This window comes from Pseudomonas sp. TH43 (genome assembly GCF_016650635.1).
GTDB lineage: Bacteria > Pseudomonadota > Gammaproteobacteria > Pseudomonadales > Pseudomonadaceae > Aquipseudomonas.
The window spans coordinates 1,947,442-1,968,298 of sequence record NZ_JAEKFI010000004.1; the positions used below are offsets into that span (position 1 = coordinate 1,947,442).

The 20,857-nt window shown below is 59.6% G+C and carries 19 protein-coding genes; 5 read left to right on the forward strand and 14 right to left on the reverse strand.

Annotated elements, in window-relative coordinates; all coding sequences use genetic code 11:
- Position 1 precedes the first annotated feature (1 nt).
- The 12 genes from JFT81_RS25210 to JFT81_RS25265 form a co-directional block, all read right to left on the reverse strand.
- Positions 2-628, reverse strand: a complete 627-nt coding sequence (locus JFT81_RS25210) for a class I SAM-dependent methyltransferase (protein ID WP_201229826.1) — start codon at positions 626-628, stop codon at positions 2-4.
- 147 nt (positions 629-775) lie between these two features.
- Positions 776-1,420 carry a methionine ABC transporter permease gene (locus tag JFT81_RS25215; protein WP_201229828.1) on the reverse strand — a complete coding sequence of 215 codons (645 nt, stop codon included), beginning with the start codon at positions 1,418-1,420 and terminating at the stop codon, positions 776-778.
- Positions 1,410-2,531: an ATP-binding cassette domain-containing protein gene (locus tag JFT81_RS25220; protein ID WP_201229836.1), complete on the reverse strand. Its 1,122-nt coding sequence runs from the start codon at positions 2,529-2,531 to the stop codon at positions 1,410-1,412. The genes JFT81_RS25215 and JFT81_RS25220 overlap by 11 nt, the downstream gene beginning before the upstream one ends.
- Before the next feature lie 2 nt (positions 2,532-2,533).
- Positions 2,534-3,343 (reverse strand): MetQ/NlpA family ABC transporter substrate-binding protein, encoded by an 810-nt coding sequence (locus JFT81_RS25225; RefSeq protein ID WP_201229839.1) that lies wholly within the window; start codon positions 3,341-3,343, stop codon positions 2,534-2,536.
- A 118-nt stretch (positions 3,344-3,461) separates the two neighbouring features.
- Positions 3,462-4,820, reverse strand: coding sequence for an LLM class flavin-dependent oxidoreductase (locus tag JFT81_RS25230; protein WP_201229841.1), 1,359 nt, complete (start codon positions 4,818-4,820; stop codon positions 3,462-3,464).
- Positions 4,820-6,013, reverse strand: coding sequence for an SfnB family sulfur acquisition oxidoreductase (locus JFT81_RS25235; protein WP_201229843.1), 1,194 nt, complete (start codon positions 6,011-6,013; stop codon positions 4,820-4,822). The genes JFT81_RS25230 and JFT81_RS25235 overlap by 1 nt, the downstream gene beginning before the upstream one ends.
- A 25-nt stretch (positions 6,014-6,038) precedes the next feature.
- On the reverse strand, positions 6,039-7,280 hold the full coding sequence (locus JFT81_RS25240) for an SfnB family sulfur acquisition oxidoreductase (RefSeq protein ID WP_201229845.1): 1,242 nt from the start codon (positions 7,278-7,280) through the stop codon (positions 6,039-6,041).
- A 430-nt stretch (positions 7,281-7,710) separates the two neighbouring features.
- The gene (locus JFT81_RS25245) at positions 7,711-8,475 is read right to left on the reverse strand and encodes a hypothetical protein (protein ID WP_201229847.1); all 765 of its coding nucleotides are present in this window, start codon (positions 8,473-8,475) and stop codon (positions 7,711-7,713) included.
- Positions 8,476-8,946: 471 nt separating this feature from the next.
- Positions 8,947-9,696, reverse strand: a complete 750-nt coding sequence (gene tcyN, locus JFT81_RS25250) for an L-cystine ABC transporter ATP-binding protein TcyN (RefSeq protein ID WP_201229848.1) — start codon at positions 9,694-9,696, stop codon at positions 8,947-8,949.
- A gap of 4 nt (positions 9,697-9,700) precedes the next feature.
- Positions 9,701-10,366, reverse strand: a complete 666-nt coding sequence (gene tcyL / locus JFT81_RS25255; protein WP_201230639.1) for a cystine ABC transporter permease — start codon at positions 10,364-10,366, stop codon at positions 9,701-9,703.
- Positions 10,367-10,416: 50 nt separating this feature from the next.
- Entirely contained in the window at positions 10,417-11,217 is an 801-nt protein-coding gene (tcyJ, locus tag JFT81_RS25260; protein ID WP_201229849.1) for a cystine ABC transporter substrate-binding protein, read from the reverse strand.
- Positions 11,218-11,564: 347 nt separating this feature from the next.
- The gene (locus tag JFT81_RS25265) at positions 11,565-12,563 is read right to left on the reverse strand and encodes a D-cysteine desulfhydrase (protein ID WP_201229850.1); all 999 of its coding nucleotides are present in this window, start codon (positions 12,561-12,563) and stop codon (positions 11,565-11,567) included.
- Between the two features lie 190 nt (positions 12,564-12,753).
- Here JFT81_RS25265 and epsC point away from each other — a divergent pair, with 190 nt between their 5' ends.
- Together epsC and betT are read left to right on the forward strand one after the other, a co-directional pair.
- The gene (gene epsC, locus JFT81_RS25270; RefSeq protein WP_201229851.1) at positions 12,754-13,680 is read left to right on the forward strand and encodes a serine O-acetyltransferase EpsC; all 927 of its coding nucleotides are present in this window, start codon (positions 12,754-12,756) and stop codon (positions 13,678-13,680) included.
- Between the two features lie 405 nt (positions 13,681-14,085).
- On the forward strand, positions 14,086-16,047 hold the full coding sequence (gene betT, locus JFT81_RS25275) for a choline transporter BetT (RefSeq protein WP_201230640.1): 1,962 nt from the start codon (positions 14,086-14,088) through the stop codon (positions 16,045-16,047).
- Between the two features lie 24 nt (positions 16,048-16,071).
- Here betT and JFT81_RS25280 read toward each other — a convergent pair whose 3' ends face one another.
- Positions 16,072-16,332, reverse strand: coding sequence for a hypothetical protein (locus JFT81_RS25280; protein WP_201229852.1), 261 nt, complete (start codon positions 16,330-16,332; stop codon positions 16,072-16,074).
- Positions 16,333-16,736: 404 nt separating this feature from the next.
- On the opposite strand from JFT81_RS25280, the gene JFT81_RS25285 reads away from it, so the two are divergent.
- Positions 16,737-16,919, forward strand: a complete 183-nt coding sequence (locus JFT81_RS25285) for a type II toxin-antitoxin system HicA family toxin (RefSeq protein ID WP_201230644.1) — start codon at positions 16,737-16,739, stop codon at positions 16,917-16,919.
- A 59-nt stretch (positions 16,920-16,978) separates the two neighbouring features.
- On the forward strand, positions 16,979-17,380 hold the full coding sequence (locus JFT81_RS25290; protein ID WP_201229853.1) for a type II toxin-antitoxin system HicB family antitoxin: 402 nt from the start codon (positions 16,979-16,981) through the stop codon (positions 17,378-17,380).
- 5 nt (positions 17,381-17,385) lie between these two features.
- Here the strand turns inward: JFT81_RS25290 and JFT81_RS25295 are convergent, their stop codons facing one another.
- On the reverse strand, positions 17,386-18,423 hold the full coding sequence (locus JFT81_RS25295) for a LacI family DNA-binding transcriptional regulator (RefSeq protein WP_201229854.1): 1,038 nt from the start codon (positions 18,421-18,423) through the stop codon (positions 17,386-17,388).
- Positions 18,424-18,629: 206 nt separating this feature from the next.
- On the opposite strand from JFT81_RS25295, the gene JFT81_RS25300 reads away from it, so the two are divergent.
- Complete coding sequence (locus tag JFT81_RS25300) at positions 18,630-20,855, forward strand: TonB-dependent receptor (RefSeq protein WP_201229855.1); 2,226 nt, start codon at positions 18,630-18,632, stop codon at positions 20,853-20,855.
- Positions 20,856-20,857 lie beyond the last annotated feature (2 nt).

Genomic DNA, 20,857 nt, shown 5'->3' on the forward strand with positions numbered 1-20,857 from the left:
CTCAGTGCTTGCGCCAGACGCTGGCCAACCACGGCTGTTGCTCACGCGGCAGCCCTGCCGGGCGGAAGTAGTGCTCCAGCTCGACAAACCCGGCCGTCGTCAACAATCCGCGCCAGGCTTCGAGGTCGTGATACGCGCCATAACGCCGCCCGTTCCAGCCCTCGCGGTTATCCCCGCGAGGATTGGAGCTGAACAGAACGCCGCCAGGTTTCAACGTGCCGTGCAACTGTTGCAGCACCCGCGGCAATTCCTGCAGCGGCACATGAAACAGCACCGCGTTGGCAAAAATTCCGTCGAAGCGTTCTGCCGGCAGATCAAGCTTTAGAAAATCCTGCTGCAAGACTTCGCAGCCACTGTCCTCGCGGGCCATTCGCGCAAACTCTTGTGAGCCGTCGAGGCCGACCGCGATATGACCCATGCGCGTGAATGTCTGCAAATCGCGCCCCGGGCCACAGCCGAAATCGAGAATCGTGAACGGCGCCTCTCCCTTAAGGTGCCGCAACAACGCATCGATGTTCTGGCTGACATCGTGATCGCGAGTACCTTCACGAAAGTCTTCGGCCACCGCGTTGTAATTGCCCAGCGTGGTGGCGGTGATCTGTGCGAGGTCGTCGGAGGTATGTTTCATGGTCGGGGCTGCTTGGGCAATTGGGGTTTGCCGAATATACGCCATCAAGCGGGGAGGGCTAGCTGTCACAGGGGAACGCATTCCAACGGTGAGAGCTAGCCTGCTAGCTAGAGCGATTGCGAAAGCGCTGCATAAATCCCGCTTTGCTCAACGCTTGTCCAACCCCCGCGCCAACCGGTCCCCACCCAATTGAATCAGCGCCACCAGCGCCACCAGCAACACAATCACCGTCAGCATGATCTGGCTGTCAAAGCGCTGGTAACCGTAGCGGTAGGCAATGTCGCCCAGACCACCGGCGCCAATCGCCCCGGCCATGGCCGATGAGTTGATCATCGTGACCAGCGTAATGGTGAACCCGCCGACAATGCCTGGCAGCGCTTCCGGCAGCAACACATGCCAGACGATGTGCCAGCGCCGGCAACCCATCGCCTGCGCAGCTTCGATCAAGCCATGATCAACTTCTCGCAGGCTCACTTCAGCAATCCGCGCGAAGAACGGCGTAGCCGCAATCGTCAGCGGCACCACTGCTGCCCAGACACCGTAAGTCGTGCCGACAATCAACCGGGTGAAGGGAATCAGCGCGACCATCAGAATCAGAAACGGGATCGAGCGGAACAGGTTGACGAAAGCGCCCAAGGCCCGGTTCAAAACCGGCGCTTGGTAGATCCCGCCCTTGTCGCTGGTGACCAGAATCACCGCCATGGGAATCCCCACCAGCAACGCGATCAACGACGACACGCCGACCATCAGAAAGGTGTCGATGAAACCTTGCAGCAAGCGATCAAACCACATAACCCAGCACCTCCACTCGTTGCGCCCATGGCCTGGCACGCTCGCGCAATTGCTCGGCGCTGAACGCTGAGCCGCTGACCGACAGCAACAGTTGCCCGAGCGCATGCCCCTGAATTCGTTCGACGCCGCCCTGCAGCAACTTCACCCGACCGCCGAGTGCTGCAAACAGTGCGGCCAGATCCGGCTCGTCGGCGGCAGCGCCGGTGAACTGCAAACGCAGGATCACGGCGGCTTCGGCGGAGGGCGACTGCGTCTGCAAGCGGCTCTGCAATTCTTCCGGCAATGCGTGTTGCAACGGCGCGAGCAAGGTCTGGCTGACCTCGTGTTGCGGATTGCCGAACACTTCCCAGACCGGGCCTTGTTCAACAACGCGACCATGCTCCAGCACCACGACGCGATCGCAGATGTCGCGAATCACCGCCATCTCATGAGTGATCAGCACGATGGTCAGGCCCAGGCGTTTGTTGATCTCGCGCAGCAGGCCGAGGATCGACTGTGTGGTTTCCGGGTCGAGCGCCGAGGTCGCCTCGTCGCAGAGCAAGATATCCGGGTCATGCACCAGCGCGCGGGCGATGCCGACACGCTGTTTCTGCCCGCCGGACAACTGCGCCGGATAGGCTTTGTGCTTGGCTTGCAGGCCCACCAGTTCGAGCAGTTCGCGAACCTTTTTCTCGCGTTGTTCTTTCGGTACGCCGGCTACCTTCAGCGGCAGCTCGACGTTCTGCCAAACCGTTTTCGCTGACATCAGATTGAAGTGCTGAAAGATCATGCCGATGCGCCGGCGCAGGGCAACCAGGCGATTCTCATCGAACTCGCCGATGTCCACCTGATCGATCAGCACGCGCCCTGAAGTCGGCTGTTCCAGACGATTGATCGTACGGATCAACGACGACTTGCCGGCGCCGCTGCGGCCGATGATGCCGAACACCTCGCCACGCTGGATTGCCAGATCGATGCCTTGCAGCGCCGCGACCGGGCCTTGCCGGCCGTTGTAGGTTTTGCCCAAACCGATGAAGCGTACGTGGGCGCGATTCAACTCAGGGTGAAGTTCGGTCTTTTCAGCATTGTGTGGCTCTGGAGTCTCCAGTCGCCGTTGGATCGCGGCCGTCATGCTCAGCTTTCCCAGCCGGCCTGATACAGCTTGCCGTGGGCCTTATCCAGTGCGGCGCGAACGGCCGGCGAGTGCTGATAGATATCGACGAATTTGATCAGGCGCGGGTCGGTTTTGCTCTTCGGCTGGATGACGAACTGGATCACGTATTCCTTGTGGTCGAGGCCGTCGAACAGCAGCGCCGAACCGGCATCGAAAGTCTTCGCCAGCCGAATGTAGGCCGGGTAACCCTGGACCAGATCGGCGTCGTCGTAGGCGCGCACCAGTTGCACTGCTTCGACTTGCAGGATTTTGATTTTCTTCGGGTTTGCGACGATGTCTTCTTCGCTGGCCTTGTAACCAACGCCCGGTTTCAGCGTAATCAAACCAGCCTTGGCCAGCAGTTGCAGACCACGGCCGCTGTTGATCGGGTCGTTGGCGATGGCGACGCTGGCGCCTTCCGGCAACTCGTCGAAGCTTTTGTATTTTTTCGAATAGAGGCCGACGTTGTTGATGATCCCCGGGGCGAACGGCACCAGGTCAAAACCCGAGGCGGCTTTGGCGTTTTCGAGGAAGGGGATGTGCTGGAAGTAGTTCACGTCGATGTCGCCGGCAGCGAGGCTGACGTTCGGCGCGATCCAGTCGGTGAACTCCACCAGTTCGACTTTCAGGCCTTGTTTGGAGGCCTCTTCGACGGCGGCTTCCAGCGGGATGGCGAACGCGGCGGTGGTGCCGATTTTCAGTGGGGCGTCAGCGGCGAAGATGGCCGAGCTGAACAGGCCGAGGGCCAGGGCCAGTGCTTTGACTGGGTGGGACAGGCGTTTTTTGGTCATGAGGGTTTTCTAGTCAGTGCATAAATTTGTGGTGTCTGTTCGGGCCTCTTCGCGAGCAGGCTCGCTCCCACAGGGGAAATGCATTCCAACTGTGGGAGCGAGCCTGCTCGCGAAGCTTTTAATGCCGGTACGAAGATCCGGTGTGTTGCTCGGGCAACTGCGCCGCGCCGTGAAACAGCTTCTCGCGCAAGCTGCCGCTGTCATACGCCGTCTTGTACGACCCGCGTCGCTGCAACTCGGGAATCACCAGTTCAATAAAATCGACATAGCTTTCCGGGGTGACGATGCGGGTCAGGTTGAAGCCGTCGAGGCCGGTTTCAGCGATCCACGATTCCAGCTCATCCGCCACTTGCTCCGGCGAACCGACCACGGTGATGTAGCGGCCACCGAGGGCGTGCTGGTCGAGCAACTTGCGCCGGGTCCAGTCATTGTTTTGCAGGTTCCTGGTGGCGGACTGGATGGCGTTGCTCTTCACGTACTGGATCGGTTCGTCGATCTCGTACTGGGAAAAGTCGATGCCGGTGGACGCCGAGAAATGCGCCACGCCGGCCTCGGCACTGGCGTAGCTGAGGTATTCGGCGTGTTTGGCCCACGCCGCTTCTTCAGTGGCGCCGACGATGACGTTGAGGCCCATGAACACTTTGATGTCCTCAGGATTGCGCCCGGCTTCAACGGCGCTGGCGCGCACCTTGTCGACCTGAACCTTGGTCGACGGTTTGTTCTGGCCGCTGATGAACACACACTCGGCATGACGCCCGGCGAACAGCAAACCACGCTCGGAACTGCCCGCTTGAAACAACACCGGCGTGCGCTGCGGTGACGGCTCGCAAAGGTGATAACCCTCGACCTGATAGAACTCGCCCTTGTGCTCGACCTTGTGCACTTTTTCCGGTTGGGCATAGAGGCGCTGTTCACGGTCATTGAGCACCGCGCCGTTTTCCCAACTGCCTTCCCAGAGTTTGTAGAGCACCTCCAGGTACTCATCGGCCTGGTCGTAGCGACGGTCGTGCTCGACCTGTTCGCTGAGGCCCATGGCTTTGGCGGCGCTGTCGAGGTAGCCGGTGACAATGTTCCAGCCCACGCGACCACGGCTCAGATGATCGAGCGTCGACATGCGCCGGGCGAACAGATACGGCGGCTCATAAGTCAGGTTGGCGGTGAGGCCGAAACCGAGGTTTTTGGTGACGGCGGCCATGGCTGAAACCAGCAACAGCGGATCGTTGACCGGCAACTGAATCGACTCTTTCAGCGTGACGTCGACCGAGTTCTGGTAGACGTCATACACCCCGACGATGTCGGCAATGAACAAGCCGTCGAACAGTCCGCGTTCCAGCAACTGCGCCAGTTCGGTCCAGTATTCAATGGTGTTGTAACGGGTGGAGGTATCGCGCGGATGCGTCCACAGGCCGTGGTTGATGTGGCCGATGCAGTTCATGTTGAACGCATTGAGCAGGATCTTCTTTTTTACAGCGCTCATCAGATGGTCCCTCGCAACGGAGGATTTTCGTCGTTGAGGTAGTAATTGCCCACGGCGTGATACTTCCAGCGCACCGGGTCGTGCAGCGTGTGCACGCGGGCGTTGCGCCAATGACGGTCGAGGCCGTGTTCGATCAGCGTGGCCTGGCTGCCGGCAAGCTCGAACAGCGTGCTGCCGGCGGCCAGGGAAATTTCGGTGCTGATCGCACGTGCTTCGGCGACGGCGATCGAGGCCGCCGCAACGGTTTCGGCGTTGGTCTCGGCCTGAGCCTTGTCGAGGAATTCGCCGGCGCGTTCAAGCAAGGCTTCGGTGGCATGCAAGCGAATGCTCAGGTGCCCGAAGCTTTTCAGCGTCAGCGGATCCTCGGTGGCTTTGTCATTGCCGGAATCGATCCATGGACGGGTTTTGCTACGGACGAAATGCAAGGCATCTTCGTAAGCGGCGCGGGCGATGCCGGTGTCGATGGCCGCGTGAAGGATCTGTGCCAACGGGCCGACAGTGGTCGGGCGCTCGAAGGCGCTTTGAAACGGCAGCACGTCTTCAGCCGCTACGTACACGTCTTCGAACACGACTGATCCGCTGCCGGTGGTGCGTTGGCCGAAGCCGCTCCAGTCGTCGATCACGGTCAGGCCTTTGCTGGTGCGCGGGACGAAAGCCAGTTGCTGCACACCGTTTTCATCCACTACAGAGGTCGGAATGCGCTGGGCGTAAATCGCACCGGTCGCGTAGAACTTGCGACCGTTGATGCGATAACCGTCACCCTCGCGCTTGAGGCTGGTGACGCGGTCATGGGCGGTTTTGGTGCCCAATTCCGCCAAGGCATTACCAAAGCGTTGGCCGGCGAGCACTTCGGCGTACAGCCGTTGCTTTTGTGCGTGGCTGCCGTTCACGCGCAGCACTTCCAGTGCGTAAAAATGGTTCTGCGGAATCTGCCCGAGCGAGCCGTCGGCCTGAGCGATCAGGGCGATGACTTTGGCCAGGGTCACGTTAGAGACGCCAGCGCCACCGTATTCCTTCGGCACGCTGATGCCCCACAGGCCCGAGCGGGAAAACACGTCGAGTTCCGGCAGTGGCAGGCGGCGTTCACGGTCGCGCAGGGCGCTGTCGCGTTTGAAATCTTCGGCCAGGTCGCTGGCGACAATCAGGGCTTGCTCATCGCTGGTGATGACCGCGACGTGATGGGAAAAAGTCATAGGTTTCTCCAGATGTCTGGTCGTCTCAGATCCAGGAATGGCGCGCAGGCAAAGTGCCGTTAAGGCGATAGGCGCCGACCGCGTGATATTTCCAGCGCACCGGGTCGTGCAACGTGTGCACGCGGGCGTTGCGCCAGTGGCGGTCGAGATTGAATTCGGCGAGGGTCGCGCGGCTGCCGGCCAGTTCGAAAAGCTTTTCGCTGGCCAGCAGCGAGATTTCGGTGGTCAGCACTTTGGCTTCGGCCACGGCAATCGAGGCGCGGGCGGCAGACTCGGCGGTGAGCGGCGCAGCGTGGACCTGATCAAGCACTTGCCCGGCCTTGCGCAGCAACGCTTCGGCGGCGTGCAGTTCGATTTTCAGTTTGCCGATGTCGGCGATCACGTAGAGGTCATCGCTGGCGCGATCAACCTTGGCGTCGATCCAGGGGCGTGCGCGGGTTTTGACGAACTCGATGGCGTCATCGATGGCGCCTCGGGCGATGCCGGCGTCGATGGCTGCTTGAATCAGTTGCGACACCGCGCCCTGGGTATTCGGCGTTTCGTTGATCTTCCAGTTGTCGACGACCAGGCTCGCCTCGACGCGCACGTTGTTCAGCAGGATCGTGCCGCTGGCGGTGGTGCGCTGACCGAAGCCCGACCAGTCATCAACGATGCGCAAACCTGGTGTACCACGACGGACAAAGGCCAGCACTTGCTTGCCATCGTCGTTGAGCGCCTTCACGGCCACCCAATGCGCAAACAGAGCACCGGTGGAATAGAATTTCTGGCCGTTGATCACGTAATCGTCGCCATCGGCGGTGATCCGCGTTTTCAGCTCCAGGGTGTTTTTGGTGCCGCGTTCAGGCCCGGCATTGCCGATGCGCCAGCCTTCGAGAACGCTCTGGAACAGCTGTTTTTTCTGTTCTTCGGTGGCGCTGCCGAGCACCAGGTTGATGATGCCGAACTGGTTCTGAGGAATTTGCCCCAGCGCCGGGTCAGCCGCGGAAATGATCGCAAACACCTCGGCCAACGTGACGAATGAAACCTGCGGGCCACCGTATTCGCGCGGGATGGCAATGCTGCCTAAACCGCTGCGAGTGAACTGTTCTATTTCCGACCACGGCAACTTGCGCTGGCGGTCGCGCTTGGCGGCCTGCACACGGGCGACTTGCGCCAGCTCATGGGCGGCCTTGATGGCTTGTGCGTCGTTGCGCAAAACCTGCGCGGGCAACAACAACGGGGCGATGTCCAGATCAGACTGGACGTTTGCATCTGCCAGACTGGACATCAGTGCCGCTCCTTGGCTGCACGCAATGCCCTGGCGATCTGCACTGGGGTGATTGTGTTCCGGACCATACTGCCTACCTCACATCTCATGAAAAACGCCGCATAAGTGCGGCGAACGAAAGAATGTCCGGTGGTCCGGTTCATATACCCTAAGCGTGTATAAATATTAAATAAACTAACTTTTAGGAATATGCATAGAAGGGGTGATGGTCGGGTTGGTTAACAATTTTTACCTGCGCCGACGCGACCCCAGTGGCAAGGTGATTTTTGTAGTGAGATGATTTTTGTGGGTGAGGTGATTTTTGTGGCGAGGGGATTTATCCCCGCTGGACTGCGCAGCAGGCCCCGCTTTTAATCAGGAAGGGGGCGCTTTGCGCCCCAACGGGGATAAATCCCCTCGCCACAGAACTCCTCACCATTAAAGATCGGTGTTAAGGCTTGCGGGGTTCGGCGGCTTTGAGTTCGGGCCTCAGTGGCACTTTCAGATAAGGGTTCGCACAACCAATCCTCAGCGTTCTGGGCGGCGCCCAGCGTGAGTTATTGCCGACTCGGTCAATCACGCAATAGGTCACGTCCAGACGCAGATCTTCGCCGGCTTCGACAATCACCGCGGGGGGCACCCAGACCTGAATCGCCAACCCGACATCGGCTGCCGTGATCGGCGCCAGGTCCATGCGCACGTCACCCCAGCGCAGGGTGATGGCGTCGTCTTCGGCCATGTTCGAATAGGGTTCGATGGTCAGCGGCACGCCGCGTTTGATCTGGTTCGGATTCACGCCCTGGCGGCGAATGGTGTCGGGAATCGTCACCGGCGCCAGTTGCTGATTTTCATCCTCGCACAGCGCTGAAGGTTGCCCGCCGGGGCAGTCGAGTTTGACCTGCACGCGCGTCGCCGCCGACAGCGCCGGGCCATGACCGACCTGCATCACCCGGTAGTGAATACGTGCCGAACCGCTGATGATGAAGCTTTCCGGCACCCGCAGGCTGACCGCGATGTCGACCTCTTCGGCCGTCAGGACATGGGAGGCGACGTAGCAGTTGTTCCAGAACAACTCGATCAGATCCCCCGAGTCCATGCCGAAATAGGGCTGCACGTCGACCAGCAGATGCGCTGCCGCTGCCAGGTTGATGCCGGTTTTTTGCGCTGGCGCCAAAGTCGGCGCTGCGAGTTCGAGGGTATGCGAAGTGCGAGTCATCGGTTTCTCTCCTTGAAGCGTTGCAACGAAGTCCGTTTCTGAAAAAACAAATGGCGTGAATTAACAGGCAATACAACAAGGCGCTTTGGGGTTATCAAAGTGTTGTTGAGTTAATGAAGTGGCGCCGCTTGGCGACTAGATAAGAAGAAGCGCGCAGAGGAGTCAATAGAAGGGCTTAGTTAATCCGTGAATTACGGTTTAATCAGAAGTTTCCTACGTTGACGAGGCAGTCTGCCTAGATGTGCTGGCGAATCGGGCTACAGTTTGCGGGGTTTTTTGTTGCGTTCACTGCTCAGTCATTTGCACCTTGACTGCTAATGTGGGGCTTAATCCAGACAAGTTGAATCTGTTGCAGAACATATATATGTACCGCACTTTACAGGCTTAAGTTGTGTTTGTGGATAGGGAGTTAATGCGGATGGAGCGCAACTTCCATCCGTGGAAGTTGGCGGGCGGTATATTTGAAAGTTCTCAGGCGTGATTCAGAAACTTGCTGAGAAACTGTTGTGTGCGCTCTTCTTTCGGGTTGGCAAACAGCGCCTTGGCCTCACCTTGCTCGACGATCACGCCCTTGTCGAAAAACACCACACGGTTGGCCACATCACGGGCGAAACCCATTTCGTGGGTAACGATGACCATGGTGCGTTTTTCTTCGGCGAGGCCACGGATGGTCGCCAGCACTTCGCCAACCAGTTCCGGGTCGAGGGCCGAAGTCGGCTCGTCGAACAGAATCACTTCCGGCTCCATCGCCAGCGCCCGGGCAATCGCCACACGCTGTTGCTGACCACCGGAGAGCCTACGCGGATAGGCGTCTTCTTTACCGGCGAGTCCGACCTTGGCCAACAGCTTCATGCCTAGGGCAGTGGCTTTTTCACGCGGCATCTTCTTGACCACGATCGGGCCTTCGATGACGTTTTCCAACGCCGTGCGATGGGGGAACAGGTTGAAGTTCTGGAACACAAAGCCCACATGCTGGCGCAAATTGCGCACCAGACTCTGCTGCTGGTTCAGCGGGCGGCTGGTATCAATTTCGATATCGCCGACCTTGATCCGGCCGCTGGTGGGTTGCTCAAGGAAATTCAGGCAACGCAGGAACGTCGTTTTCCCCGAACCGCTGGGGCCGATGATCGCGACCACTTCGCCTTCCTTGACCTCAAGATCGATGCCGTTGAGCACGACTTGATTCTTGAATTGCTTGGTCAGTTTTTCCACGACAATCATCGCGTCAGGACTCCTGGTCGTGCCGATTGACCCGCTCTTCCAACTTGTTCTGGAAGTGCGAAAGCACCGTGGCCAGAATCCAGTAGATCAGCGCGGCGGCAAGATACATGGTGAAGACTTCGAAAGTCCGGGCGGTAATCAGCTGTGCCTGGCGGAACAGTTCCGGCACCTGAATGGTGGCGGCCAGTGCCGTGTCCTTGACCAGTGAAATGAAGCTGTTGCCCAGCGGCGGCAAGGCCGTGCGCATCGCCTGCGGCAGGATGGCCCGGCGCAGGGTTTGCGCGCGGGTCATGCCGATGCTCGCAGCGGCTTCCCACTGACCACGTTCGATCGAACCGATCGCGGCGCGGAGGATTTCACAGGCGTAAGCGGCCATGTTCAGCGAGAAGCCGATCAGCGCAGCTGGCAGCGGATCAAGCTCGATTCCCAGTTGCGGGAAGCCGTAATAGATCACGAACAACTGCACCAGTAACGGTGTCCCGCGAAAGAACGACACGTAGACACGCGCCAGCCAGCTCACTGATTTGAAGCGCGACAGGCGCATCAACGCCAGGCCGAAGCCCAGCAGCAAGCCGAAGAACATCCCGCCGAGGCTGAGGACCACCGTGAAATACGCGCCCTTGAGCAGGAAGGGCGCGGAGTCCAGTAACAGCTGCGTGGTTTCGGCGATTTGCTGGCTGAGCTGTGGAAAGTGCGCTTCGAATTGAAATCCAACTTCCATTATTTAGTGACGTCTGCGTTGAAGTACTTCGTGGACAGCTTCTCAAGAGTACCGTCGGCACGCAGTTCGTCGAGCGCCTTGTTCAGGGCTGCCAGCAGTTCAGGCTCGCCTTTGCGCACGGCGATACCGGATTCCTGACGCGAGAAGGCTTCACCGGCAGCGACGGTTTTCGGCGCTTTCTTGGCGTACTCAAGCGCGGCCAGACGGTCGATCAGGATGGCGTCGGTGCGGCCGTTGTTGAGATCGGCGAACTTGGTCGGATCATCATCGTAGGTGCGCACGTCAGCGCCCGGCACGTTGGCGCGAACCCATTGTTCGTAGTTGGTGCCCAGGCCGACACCGACTTTCTTGCCGGACAGGTCATTGGCGGTCTTGATGTTCAGCGCGGCTTCTTTGCTCTTCAGCACCAACGCCTGAATCCCGGAGACCGTGTACGGTTCGGAGAAGTCATACTTCTTCTTGCGCTCGTCGGAGATGGTCACTTGGTTGACTACAACGTCCAGACGCTTGGATTCCAGCGCAGCGAGAATGCCGTCCCACTTGGTCGGCTGAATCTTGGCTTTGACACCGAGTTTTTGCGCCAGCGCTTCGGAGAGCTCGACTTCGAAGCCGGACAGTTTGCCGTCGGCATCGACGAAGCTGAACGGTGGGTAAGTGCCTTCCAGGCCGACGTTGATAACGCCTTTGTCCTTGATCTGTTGCAGCTGCTCACCGGCCACTGCCTGGCCAATCAGACCAGCGCTCAGCGCCAGGCCCAGCGAACCGACCAGCAGATTGCGACGTAGTGCGGAAAAATTCATGACGAGCCCCTGTGTTTTCTTATGGAAGACGCTGAAGGAAAGTGGACGAATGGATGATTCGTGCGACTGCGTTATCGTGCCCTAAAGCAGCTTATGCGTCTTGCGCGAAATTCGCCTGCGGCGAGACTATAAGATGTCTTCTTTAGACTTGAAAATACTAAATTTATGATCTTTTAGTCTTTTTTGGAATATGTCGATGTTCCATTGTGGCGAGGGGATTTATCCCCGTTCGGCTGCGCAGCGGTCGCAAGACCATTCAACTGTGCAATCGCTGGAATAAAGAGGGGCCGCTTCGCGACCCAACGGGGATAAATCCCCTCGCCACGGGATCTCTGCAGTCGGGAGGATCAACTGGTGAGTGAATCCTTGTAGGCAAACAACGCCGGCGCGCCGCCGGTGTGCAGGAAGATGATCGGGCCTTCATTGAAGCGCTGACGGCCGATGCCGTCGAGCAAACCCGCCATCGCCTTGCCGGTGTATACCGGATCGAGCAACAGCGCTTCCTGACTCGCCAATAGCTTCACTGCCGCCAGTGTTCCGGCATTCGGTTCGCCATAACGCGGGCCAAAGTATTCATCCCATAGTTCGACTTTGAAACTGGCCGGCAGCTGCACACCGAGCAGTTCCGCCGTGCGTTCGGCCAGGCCCTGCACCTTCGGCCGCTGATCTTCTTCACTGCGCGAAACCGTCACGCCAATCACCGGCAATTGCGGCAGCACTTCGCTCAACGCCAATGCCAGACCGCTGTGCGTCCCGGCACTGCCCGAGGCCAGCACCACGGCGGCGAAATCGAGTCCGGTGTCCTTGATCTGCTCGGCCAGTTCCAGGCCCGCGCGCACGTATCCCAGCGCCCCGAGTGCATTGGAGCCACCGATCGGCACCAGGTACGGTTTCTTGCCGTTGCTGCGCAGACGCACGGCGAGGGCCGCCAGTTGCTCATCGGCGTTATCGAGGTTGTCGACCAGTTCGACCTTGGTGTCGAACAGATCCAGCAGCAGGCGGTTGCCGTTGCCGGTGTAATCACTGTTGTCAGTGCCCAGCGGATTTTCCAGCAGCGCCACGCAGCCGAGACCGAGTTTGGCGGCGAGCGCGGCGGTCTGGCGTACGTGGTTCGATTGCAGTGCACCGGCAGTGATCAGCGTATCGGCGCCTTGCGCCAGGGCGTCAGCGGCGAGGTATTCGAGTTTGCGCAGCTTGTTGCCGCCCATGGCCAGTGGCGTCAGGTCATCGCGTTTGATGTACACGTCGCGACCGAGCCAGGTGGACAGGCGCTCGAGTTTTTCCAGAGGGGTAGGGTGGCCGAGCAGGTCGAGGCGGTTAAAGCGGTCCAGCTGTTGTTTGATCATGAGTCCGTACTGGCGGAGGAAGATGAAAGGACTATAGGCACGCGCTTTTGCAGGGGCAACCGTGAATCGCTTATAGCCAAATGGACTGAGCCCAGCACTATCGGTTCTTAATTCGCCCTCGCAGGCATGCCGTAAAGTGGTCGCCGTTGACGCGGCCAGACACTCCGGCCGCCCGTGAGGAGTCTTTACCGTGAGCGAACGTTCCAGCCATTGGCAATTGCAGACCATCGTCAGCCAACTGCGCAGCGCGCGGGATCAGTGGCGGGCACAGAACGGCCGGGCGTCCGGCGAGCAGGGTGGTCGCGAGTTGCCGTCGCGGGCGGCGATGGCGGAGATTCTTGAAGCGCTGTGCGGCGCGTTGTTCCCGATGCGCCTGGGCCCGGTGGATCTGCGCGAAGAAAGTGAAGACTTCTACGTCGGCCATACCCTTGATGTGGCGTTGAACGCATTGCTCGCGCAAACGCGACTGGAACTGCGTTACGTCGCCCGCCACAGCGCGCAGGCCGACAGCGAAGTCGAGTCCCGTGCGATTCAGATCGTTCAGGATTTTGCCCTGGCGTTGCCGGGCCTGCGCACACTGCTCGACACCGATGTGCTGGCCGCTTATCACGGCGACCCGGCGGCGCGCAGTGTCGATGAAGTGTTGTTGTGCTATCCGGGGATTCTGGCGGTGATTCACCATCGTCTGGCGCACCATTTGTATCGCGCCGGGCTGCCGTTGCTGGCACGGATCAGCGCTGAAATTGCGCATTCGGCGACCGGCATCGATATCCATCCGGGCGCGCAGATCGGCCGCAGTTTCTTCATCGATCACGGCACGGGCGTGGTGATTGGCGAGACCGCGATCATTGGCGAGCGGGTGCGGATTTATCAGGCGGTGACGTTGGGCGCCAAGCGCTTCCCGGCGGATGAGGACGGCCAGTTGCAGAAGGGCCATCCACGCCATCCGATTGTCGAGGATGACGTGGTGATTTATGCCGGGGCGACGATTCTTGGGCGGATCACCATTGGCAAGGGTTCGACCATCGGCGGCAACGTGTGGCTGACGCGCAGTGTGCCGGCCGGGTGCAACCTGACCCAGGCCAATCTGCAGCATGATGACGGCACGCAGAAGTAATCTCTGACATTGCGTTGCGGCATCTGGCCTCTTCGCGAGCAGGCTCGCTCCCACAATGGTTTGTGCTCGACGCACGTTCCCTGTGGGAGCGAGCCTGCTCGCGAATGGAAGGCCGCATCGAGATAATGGCAATCAGCCAATTCTGCAGTGAACGAATGGTCCCAAACCCACGTCATACCCCTCCTTGAGCTAGCGTTGGATAACTACCGCCCAGCCCTGCGATTAGTCCTTGGCGCCCTATCCATGTTTAACTTGAACGTTCATTCAAGTTAAACCGGTGGTTCGCTGCCCGCTCACAACAGGAGGCTTGCCTTTGCTGAGTCCGATCATTTCAGCCACGTTTCAACCCCTTGAGGTGCACGTTTCATGAGTGCATCGTCTACCCCCGCCAGCGGTCTGGTGCGCATGAATCCGCCGGTGTTCTATTTCGCCGCGACGGTCATTCTGCTGTTTGGTCTCGTTGTCATCGCCATGCCTGAACAGGCCGGCGCCTGGCTGCTGGAAGCGCAAAACTGGGCGGCCAATACGGTCGGCTGGTACTACATGCTCGCGATGACGCTGTATCTGGTCTTCGTGGTGGTCACCGCCTTATCCGGCTACGGCAAGATAAAACTCGGTGCCGACCACGACGAGCCCGAATTCAGTTACCTGTCCTGGGCCGGCATGCTGTTCGCCGCCGGGATCAGCATCACGCTGTTCTTCTTCTGCGTGTCCGAACCGCTGACCCACATGCTCCAGCCGCCGCAAGGCGAAGCGGGCACAGCGGACGCGGCGCGTCAGGCGATGCAGATTCTGTTTCTGCATTGGGGCCTGCATGGCTGGGGCGTGTTCGCCTTCGTCGGCATGGCGCTGGCCTATTTCGCTTACCGCCACAACCTGCCGCTGGCGCTGCGTTCGGCGCTGTATCCGCTGATTGGCAAACGCATCAACGGTCCCATCGGTTATGCGGTGGACGGCTTCGGCATCATCGCCACGGTGTTCGGTCTCGGTGCCGACATGGGCTTTGGCGTGTTGCACCTCAACTCCGGTCTCGACTACCTGTTCGGCATCGCGCACACCCAGTGGATTCAGGTTGGCCTGATCACGCTGATGATGGGCGCGGCGATCATCGTCGCCGTCTCCGGTGTCGATAAGGGCGTGCGGGTGATGTCCGACATCAACATGCTGCTGGCCTGCGCGCTGTTGCTGTTCGTGTTGTTCGCCGGGCCTACCCAGCACCTGCTCAATACCCTGATCCAGAACATCGGCGATTACCTCGGTGCCTTGCCGATGAAGAGCTTCGACCTCTACGCCTACGACAAACCGAGCGACTGGCTCGGCGGCTGGACAGTGTTCTACTGGGCCTGGTGGATCGCCTGGTCGCCGTTTGTGGGGCTGTTCATCGCACGGATTTCCCGTGGCCGCACCATCCGTGAATTCGTTTTCGGCGTGCTGTTGATCCCGCTCGGTTTCACCCTCGCGTGGATGTCGATCTTCGGCAACAGCGCATTGGATCAAGTGCTCAACCACGGCATGAGCGCCCTGGGCATGTCGGCCATCGACAACCCGTCGATGAGCATTTACCTGTTGCTGGAAACCTACCCGTGGAGCAAAACCGTCATCGCCGTGACGGTATTTATCAGCTTCGTGTTCTTCGTCACTTCTGCCGACTCTGGCACCGTGGTGCTCTCGACCTTGTCAGCCAAGGGTGGCAACCCGGACGAAGACGGGCCGAAATGGCTGCGGGTATTCTGGGGTGCGATGACCGCGCTGATCACCAGTGCGCTGTTGTTCTCCGGGAGCATCGACGCGTTGAAGTCGGCGGTGGTGCTGACCTCGTTACCGTTCTCGCTGATTCTGTTGCTGATGATGTGGGGGCTGCACAAGGCGTTCTATCTGGAGTCGCAGAAGCAGATCGCGCAGTTGCATTCGCTGGCGCCGGTCTCCGGTTCGCGGCGCGGCACGGGCGGCTGGCGACAACGGTTGAGCCAGGCCGTGCACTTCCCGTCGCGTGACGAGGTGTACCGCTTCATGGACACCACGGTGCGTCCGGCGATTGAAGAAGTGACGGCGGTGTTTGTCGAGAAGGGCCTGAACGTGGTCACCCAGCCGGATCCGACGCACGACAACGTCAGCCTGGAAATCGGCCACGGCGAGCAGCATCCGTTCATCTACCAAGTGCAGATGCGCGGCTACTTCACGCCGTCGTTCGCGCGTGGCGGCATGGGTTCCAAGCAACTCAACAACCGCCGCTATTACCGCGCCGAAGTGCACCTGAGCGAGGGCAGTCAGGACTACGATCTGGTCGGCTACACCAAAGAGCAGATCATCAACGACATCCTCGACCAGTACGAACGGCACATGCAGTTCCTGCATCTGGTGCGTTGATCGCAAGCTGGGCGCCGGGCCTTTTCAGGACTCGGCGCTCAGCACCATGAACAACACCATCGCTGCCATCGGCACACCGAACACCGCACTGCCAATCGCTATTTCCGAACCCAGCGACTGGCCCGCGTGCACCACGCCTACAGCGCCATTAATCACCGTCAACGCCAGCCACAGGGCGGCGAAGCCGTAGGCCATGGTCTGGCGGCTGAAGCCGATGCGCTCGCCGATGTAGAGCATCAGGGCGAGCAGAACCAGGCCGAAGAAGATGATGATGGCGGTGTGCATGGTGGGTTCTGCCTGGTGAAGGATTGCCTGAAGGGTCGCTTTCGCGAGCAGGCTCGCTCCTACAGTGGATCTCGGCTGGACATAAATTTTATATACACAGGAAATCCCTGTGGGAGCGAGCCTGCTCGCGATAGGGCCAACTCGGTGTCATTTAGAGCATAGCCAATCCCGCCCCCGCCCCCGCCACTGCACGTCATGTTTCTCGATTGGACACATTTTGCCACTCTTAAAGAGAGTGTGGCTGGCGGGATGTTTCGCTTGCTGGCCCCCGCCTGTCGTTGATCTAACCCATAACCGAGTGCTGGTTCAGTGAGCTAGTATTTATCTGAGTGTGTATTGTGTGTATCAAAGGCCCTTGCGACTTCTAGAGTAAATGGCTCTAGCGGTCGAACAAGGCGAAGGACATACGCAGTCGGGAAATGATCAGGATGATCGAGGACGATGGCTGGTTTCTGGTGGCGGTGAAAGGCAGCCATCACCAATACAAGCATCCGTTCAAGCAGGGACGAGTGACGATCAAGCATCCTGACTCCGATCTGCCTAAGGACACGATCAACAGTATTTTGAAACAGGCGGGCTTGAAATGAGGCCCGTTATTGGAAACGAAGGCCGTTTTTTGGGCCTGTCAGAGGAAGGACTCACTCATATGAAATTCCCGGTCGTTCTGCACAAGGATGCCGACTCAGACTACGGAGTGATTGTCCCGGATGTCCCGGGCTGCTTCTCCGCAGGTGCTACCGTCGCAGATGCTTTTGAAAACACTCAGGAAGCGTTGGCGCTTCACTATGAGGGGTTGGTCGCCGACGGCGCGCCGTTGCCTCAAGTACGGGACATTGATGCGCATCTTGATAACCCGGATTACGCCGGAGGAATCTGGGGTGTGGTCGATTTTGATATCACCCCTTATTTCGGCAAGTCAGTGCGTTTTAACGCCACGTTGCCTGAACAGTTGCTTGAGCGTATCGATCAGACAGTCCGACGTGACCAGCGCTATCGATCCCGCTCCGGTTTTCTCGCGGCGGCCGCCTTGCGCGAATTGTCGGTATAGCGACGTCAGGTGCTCTCGCGCTCGATGACTTGGCACTGCAGCAGATTAAGTCGTTGCACCTCCTCGGTCGGCAACACGCCAAGGCTTTCCAGCACCCGTGTCGCGGCCAGCACGCCGATCTCCAGTGCCGGTGGCTTGATCGTGCTCAGGCTCGGCAACAGCATCTCGGCGAACGGGTAATCGCCGAAGCCGAGGACGGCGCAGTCTTCGGGGATTTTGATGCCCGCGCGTTGTCCAGCGAGCAGGCCGCCGGCGGCGAGGTTGTCGTTGGCGAAGATGATTGCGTCTGGGCGTGGTGAGGCGTTCATCAACGCCTCCATGGCTTGTTTACCTGCTTCGAAAGGGGCGCGGTCAGCATCCGGGGCGAACACCCAGGATTGCATTCCAAATGCTCGGACAGTCGCGGCATAACCGTCGCGACGCTCCAGTGCACTGAAATCTCCGGGTGCGCTGTTCTGCACGAAAGCGATACGCCGATAGCCCTTGTCGTGCAGATATCGAGCGGCGCTGACACCCACTTCAAAATGCGAAAAACCAATCTGCATCGGCTCGCGATCCGGCTGGTAATCCCAGGTTTCAATGACCGGAACATCCGCCTCGGCGATCATCTTTTCCGTGCCTGCACTGTGAAAGTGGCTGGTCAATACCAGCGCGGCCGGAGACCAACCGAGAAACGCGCGCACCGCGTTTTCTTCCTGTTCGGTGCTGAAGTAACTCGACGCCAGCAATAGCTGATAGCCATGGCGGCTGAGGGTGTCGCTGAAGCCTTGAATCGTGTTGGCGAAGATTGGCCCGGAGATGTTCGGGATGACCATGCCGACGATTTTTCCCCGTGCCGAAGCCAAACCGCCAGCCACCAGATTCGGCACGTATCCCAACTCGGCGACCACCGCGGCAATCCGCTCGCGACGCTCAGGCGAAACCTGCTCGGGCTGATTGAAATAGCGCGACACGGTAATCGCCGAAACCCCGGCCTGGCGCGCCACGGCATTCAGGGTCACGCGTCCGGCACCACGGCGTTTGCGGGGTTTTTCTTCGCTCAAGGCTTTATCCTTTTTAAAAACCAAATCGTATATAAAAGTAATTTTTCAGTATTGGACGGTCTATGTGCGGCTTGCCGATACTGGCGATGTTAGCGCTAACAAAGCGCGTTGTCTGCTACTCGCTCGAGCGAATGCCCAAGACACCGATTCAGGCGCTGTCGTCGTAGAACGGCAGCGGTTCAGGGCCAAATTCGAGCGGGCATCACATGCACAATATTCCTGGGGCGACACAAAAACTGGCGCAATCGATTCGCGCTGCGGGCTGGCTATTCACCGGATTGGCGGCGCTGCCGCTGGCCGACGTTTCTGCCGCTGATAGCGCTGATCAGGAGCCGACACTCAAGTCCGTGACGGTCACCGCTACTCGCCGCGAAGAGTCGCTGCAAAAAGTGCCGGTGGCGGTCTCGGTGATCGACGGCGAGCAGCTTGAACGCGATAACCGCAATGGCGTGGCGAGCATCGTCCAGCAGGTGCCATCGTTGAATTTCCGCACAGGTGCATCGAACAAGGACACTTCGTTGTTCGTGCGTGGCGTCGGCACCATTTCGACCTCGCCCGGCGTCGAGCCGACGGTGGCCACAGTGATCGACGGTGTGGTTTACGCCCGTCCCGGGCAGGCCACGCTGGACTTGCTCGATCTGGAGCGCGTCGAAGTTCTGCGCGGCCCGCAAGGCACGCTGTTCGGCAAGAACGCATCGGCCGGTGTGCTCAATATCACCAGCAAGGCACCGACCGCCGATACCCACGGCTACATCGATCAGTCGTACTACAGCGGCAACGAAAGCCGTACCCGTTTCGGCATTGGCGGCAGCCTGATTCCGGACACGCTGAAGGGCTCGATCAGCACCCTGTTCGGCACCTACGACGGTAATGTCGACAACAAACACAACGGTCAGGAGGTCAACGGTTACAACCATCGCGGCGCGCGCGGCAAGCTCGAATTCACCCCGAACGACGACGTGACGTTCACCCTGATCGCTGACTACATGCAGTCCCACGATGACGGCCCCAACGGCGTTGTCAGCAAGTCACTGACGCCAGCGTTTGCCAACGCGCTGAGCCCGGTAGGCGCGACCAGCCACAACCGCGACATCAACACCGACACCCGCTCTCACGTCGAGGACATCAACAAAGGTTTGTCCGGCCAGCTCGACTGGCAATTGGGCGATTACACGCTGACGTCGATCACCGCGTGGCGTGGCTGGGACAACACCCAATATCAGGACGGCGACCGTCTCGGCACGGTGACGGCGGCGTTCCCCGGCACGGCGGACAAGGGCGATCTGGCGTTCGATCAGTATTCGCAAGAGTTGCGCCTGGCCTCGCCGAAAGGCGAGTTCCTCGAATACGTCGGTGGCCTCTTCTATATGCACGGCAAGGACGAAGAGACCTATCAGCGCACACTGACCACCACCACGCGCACCGACCGCGGCGTTGCCGACTACAGCACCACCAGCGACAGTTATGCGGTGTTCGGTGAGAGCACGCTGAACTTCACTTCGGACTTTCGCGGCATCGCCGGGTTGCGCTACACCCATGACGATCTGGAATACGATCACCGCCGTGTCTCCACTTCAGCGACCACGGTCAGCGGCATTCAACCAGCGACCAGCAGTTCCGGTTCGGTGGACGAAGACGGCTGGTCCGGCCGTCTCGGGTTGCAGTACGACCTGAGTGACGCGGTCACCACCTACCTGACCTATTCGCGCGGCTACAAAGGCCCCGCCTACAACGTGTTCTTCAACATGCAGCCGCGCGATACCGAAGCGCTGAAACCAGAAACCTCGAACACTTGGGAGGCAGGCATCAAAGCGACGAGCTGGAACAATCGCCTGACCACCAACCTCGCGGTTTTCCACAGCGACTACGACAACTATCAGGCGAATTTTTTCGACACCGTCGCCGGCCAGGTGGTGACGCGTCTGATCAACGCCGGCAGCGTCAGCACCGAAGGCGTCGAGCTCGATTACGCCTTGCAGGCCACCCAGCAACTGAAGTTCTCCGGCGCACTGGCCTACACCCGCGCCCGCATCGACGAATTCGCCTGCCCGGCGGGGGCGGCGGCGTCGTGCAACGTCAACGGCAAGCCACTGCCCTTCAGCCCGGACTGGAAAAGCTACGTGCGTGCCGACTACACCATCCCGTTGGACAACGGTCTGGATATCGAACTTGGCACCGACTACAGCTGGCAGAGCGAAGTGCAGTACGACATCAGTCAGAACGTCGACACCAAGCAAGGCGCCTACGGCATCTGGAATGCCAGCGTGGCTTTGGCCGATTACAGCAACGGTTGGCGCGTGGCGCTGCTCGGCAAGAACCTCACCGACAAGTCTTACTCGCCGGTACTCGCCAGCGGTGGCAATTACATCTATCGCGCCGTGCCACGGGATGACGAGCGCTACTTCGGCGTGCAACTGCGCAAGGATTTCTGAAG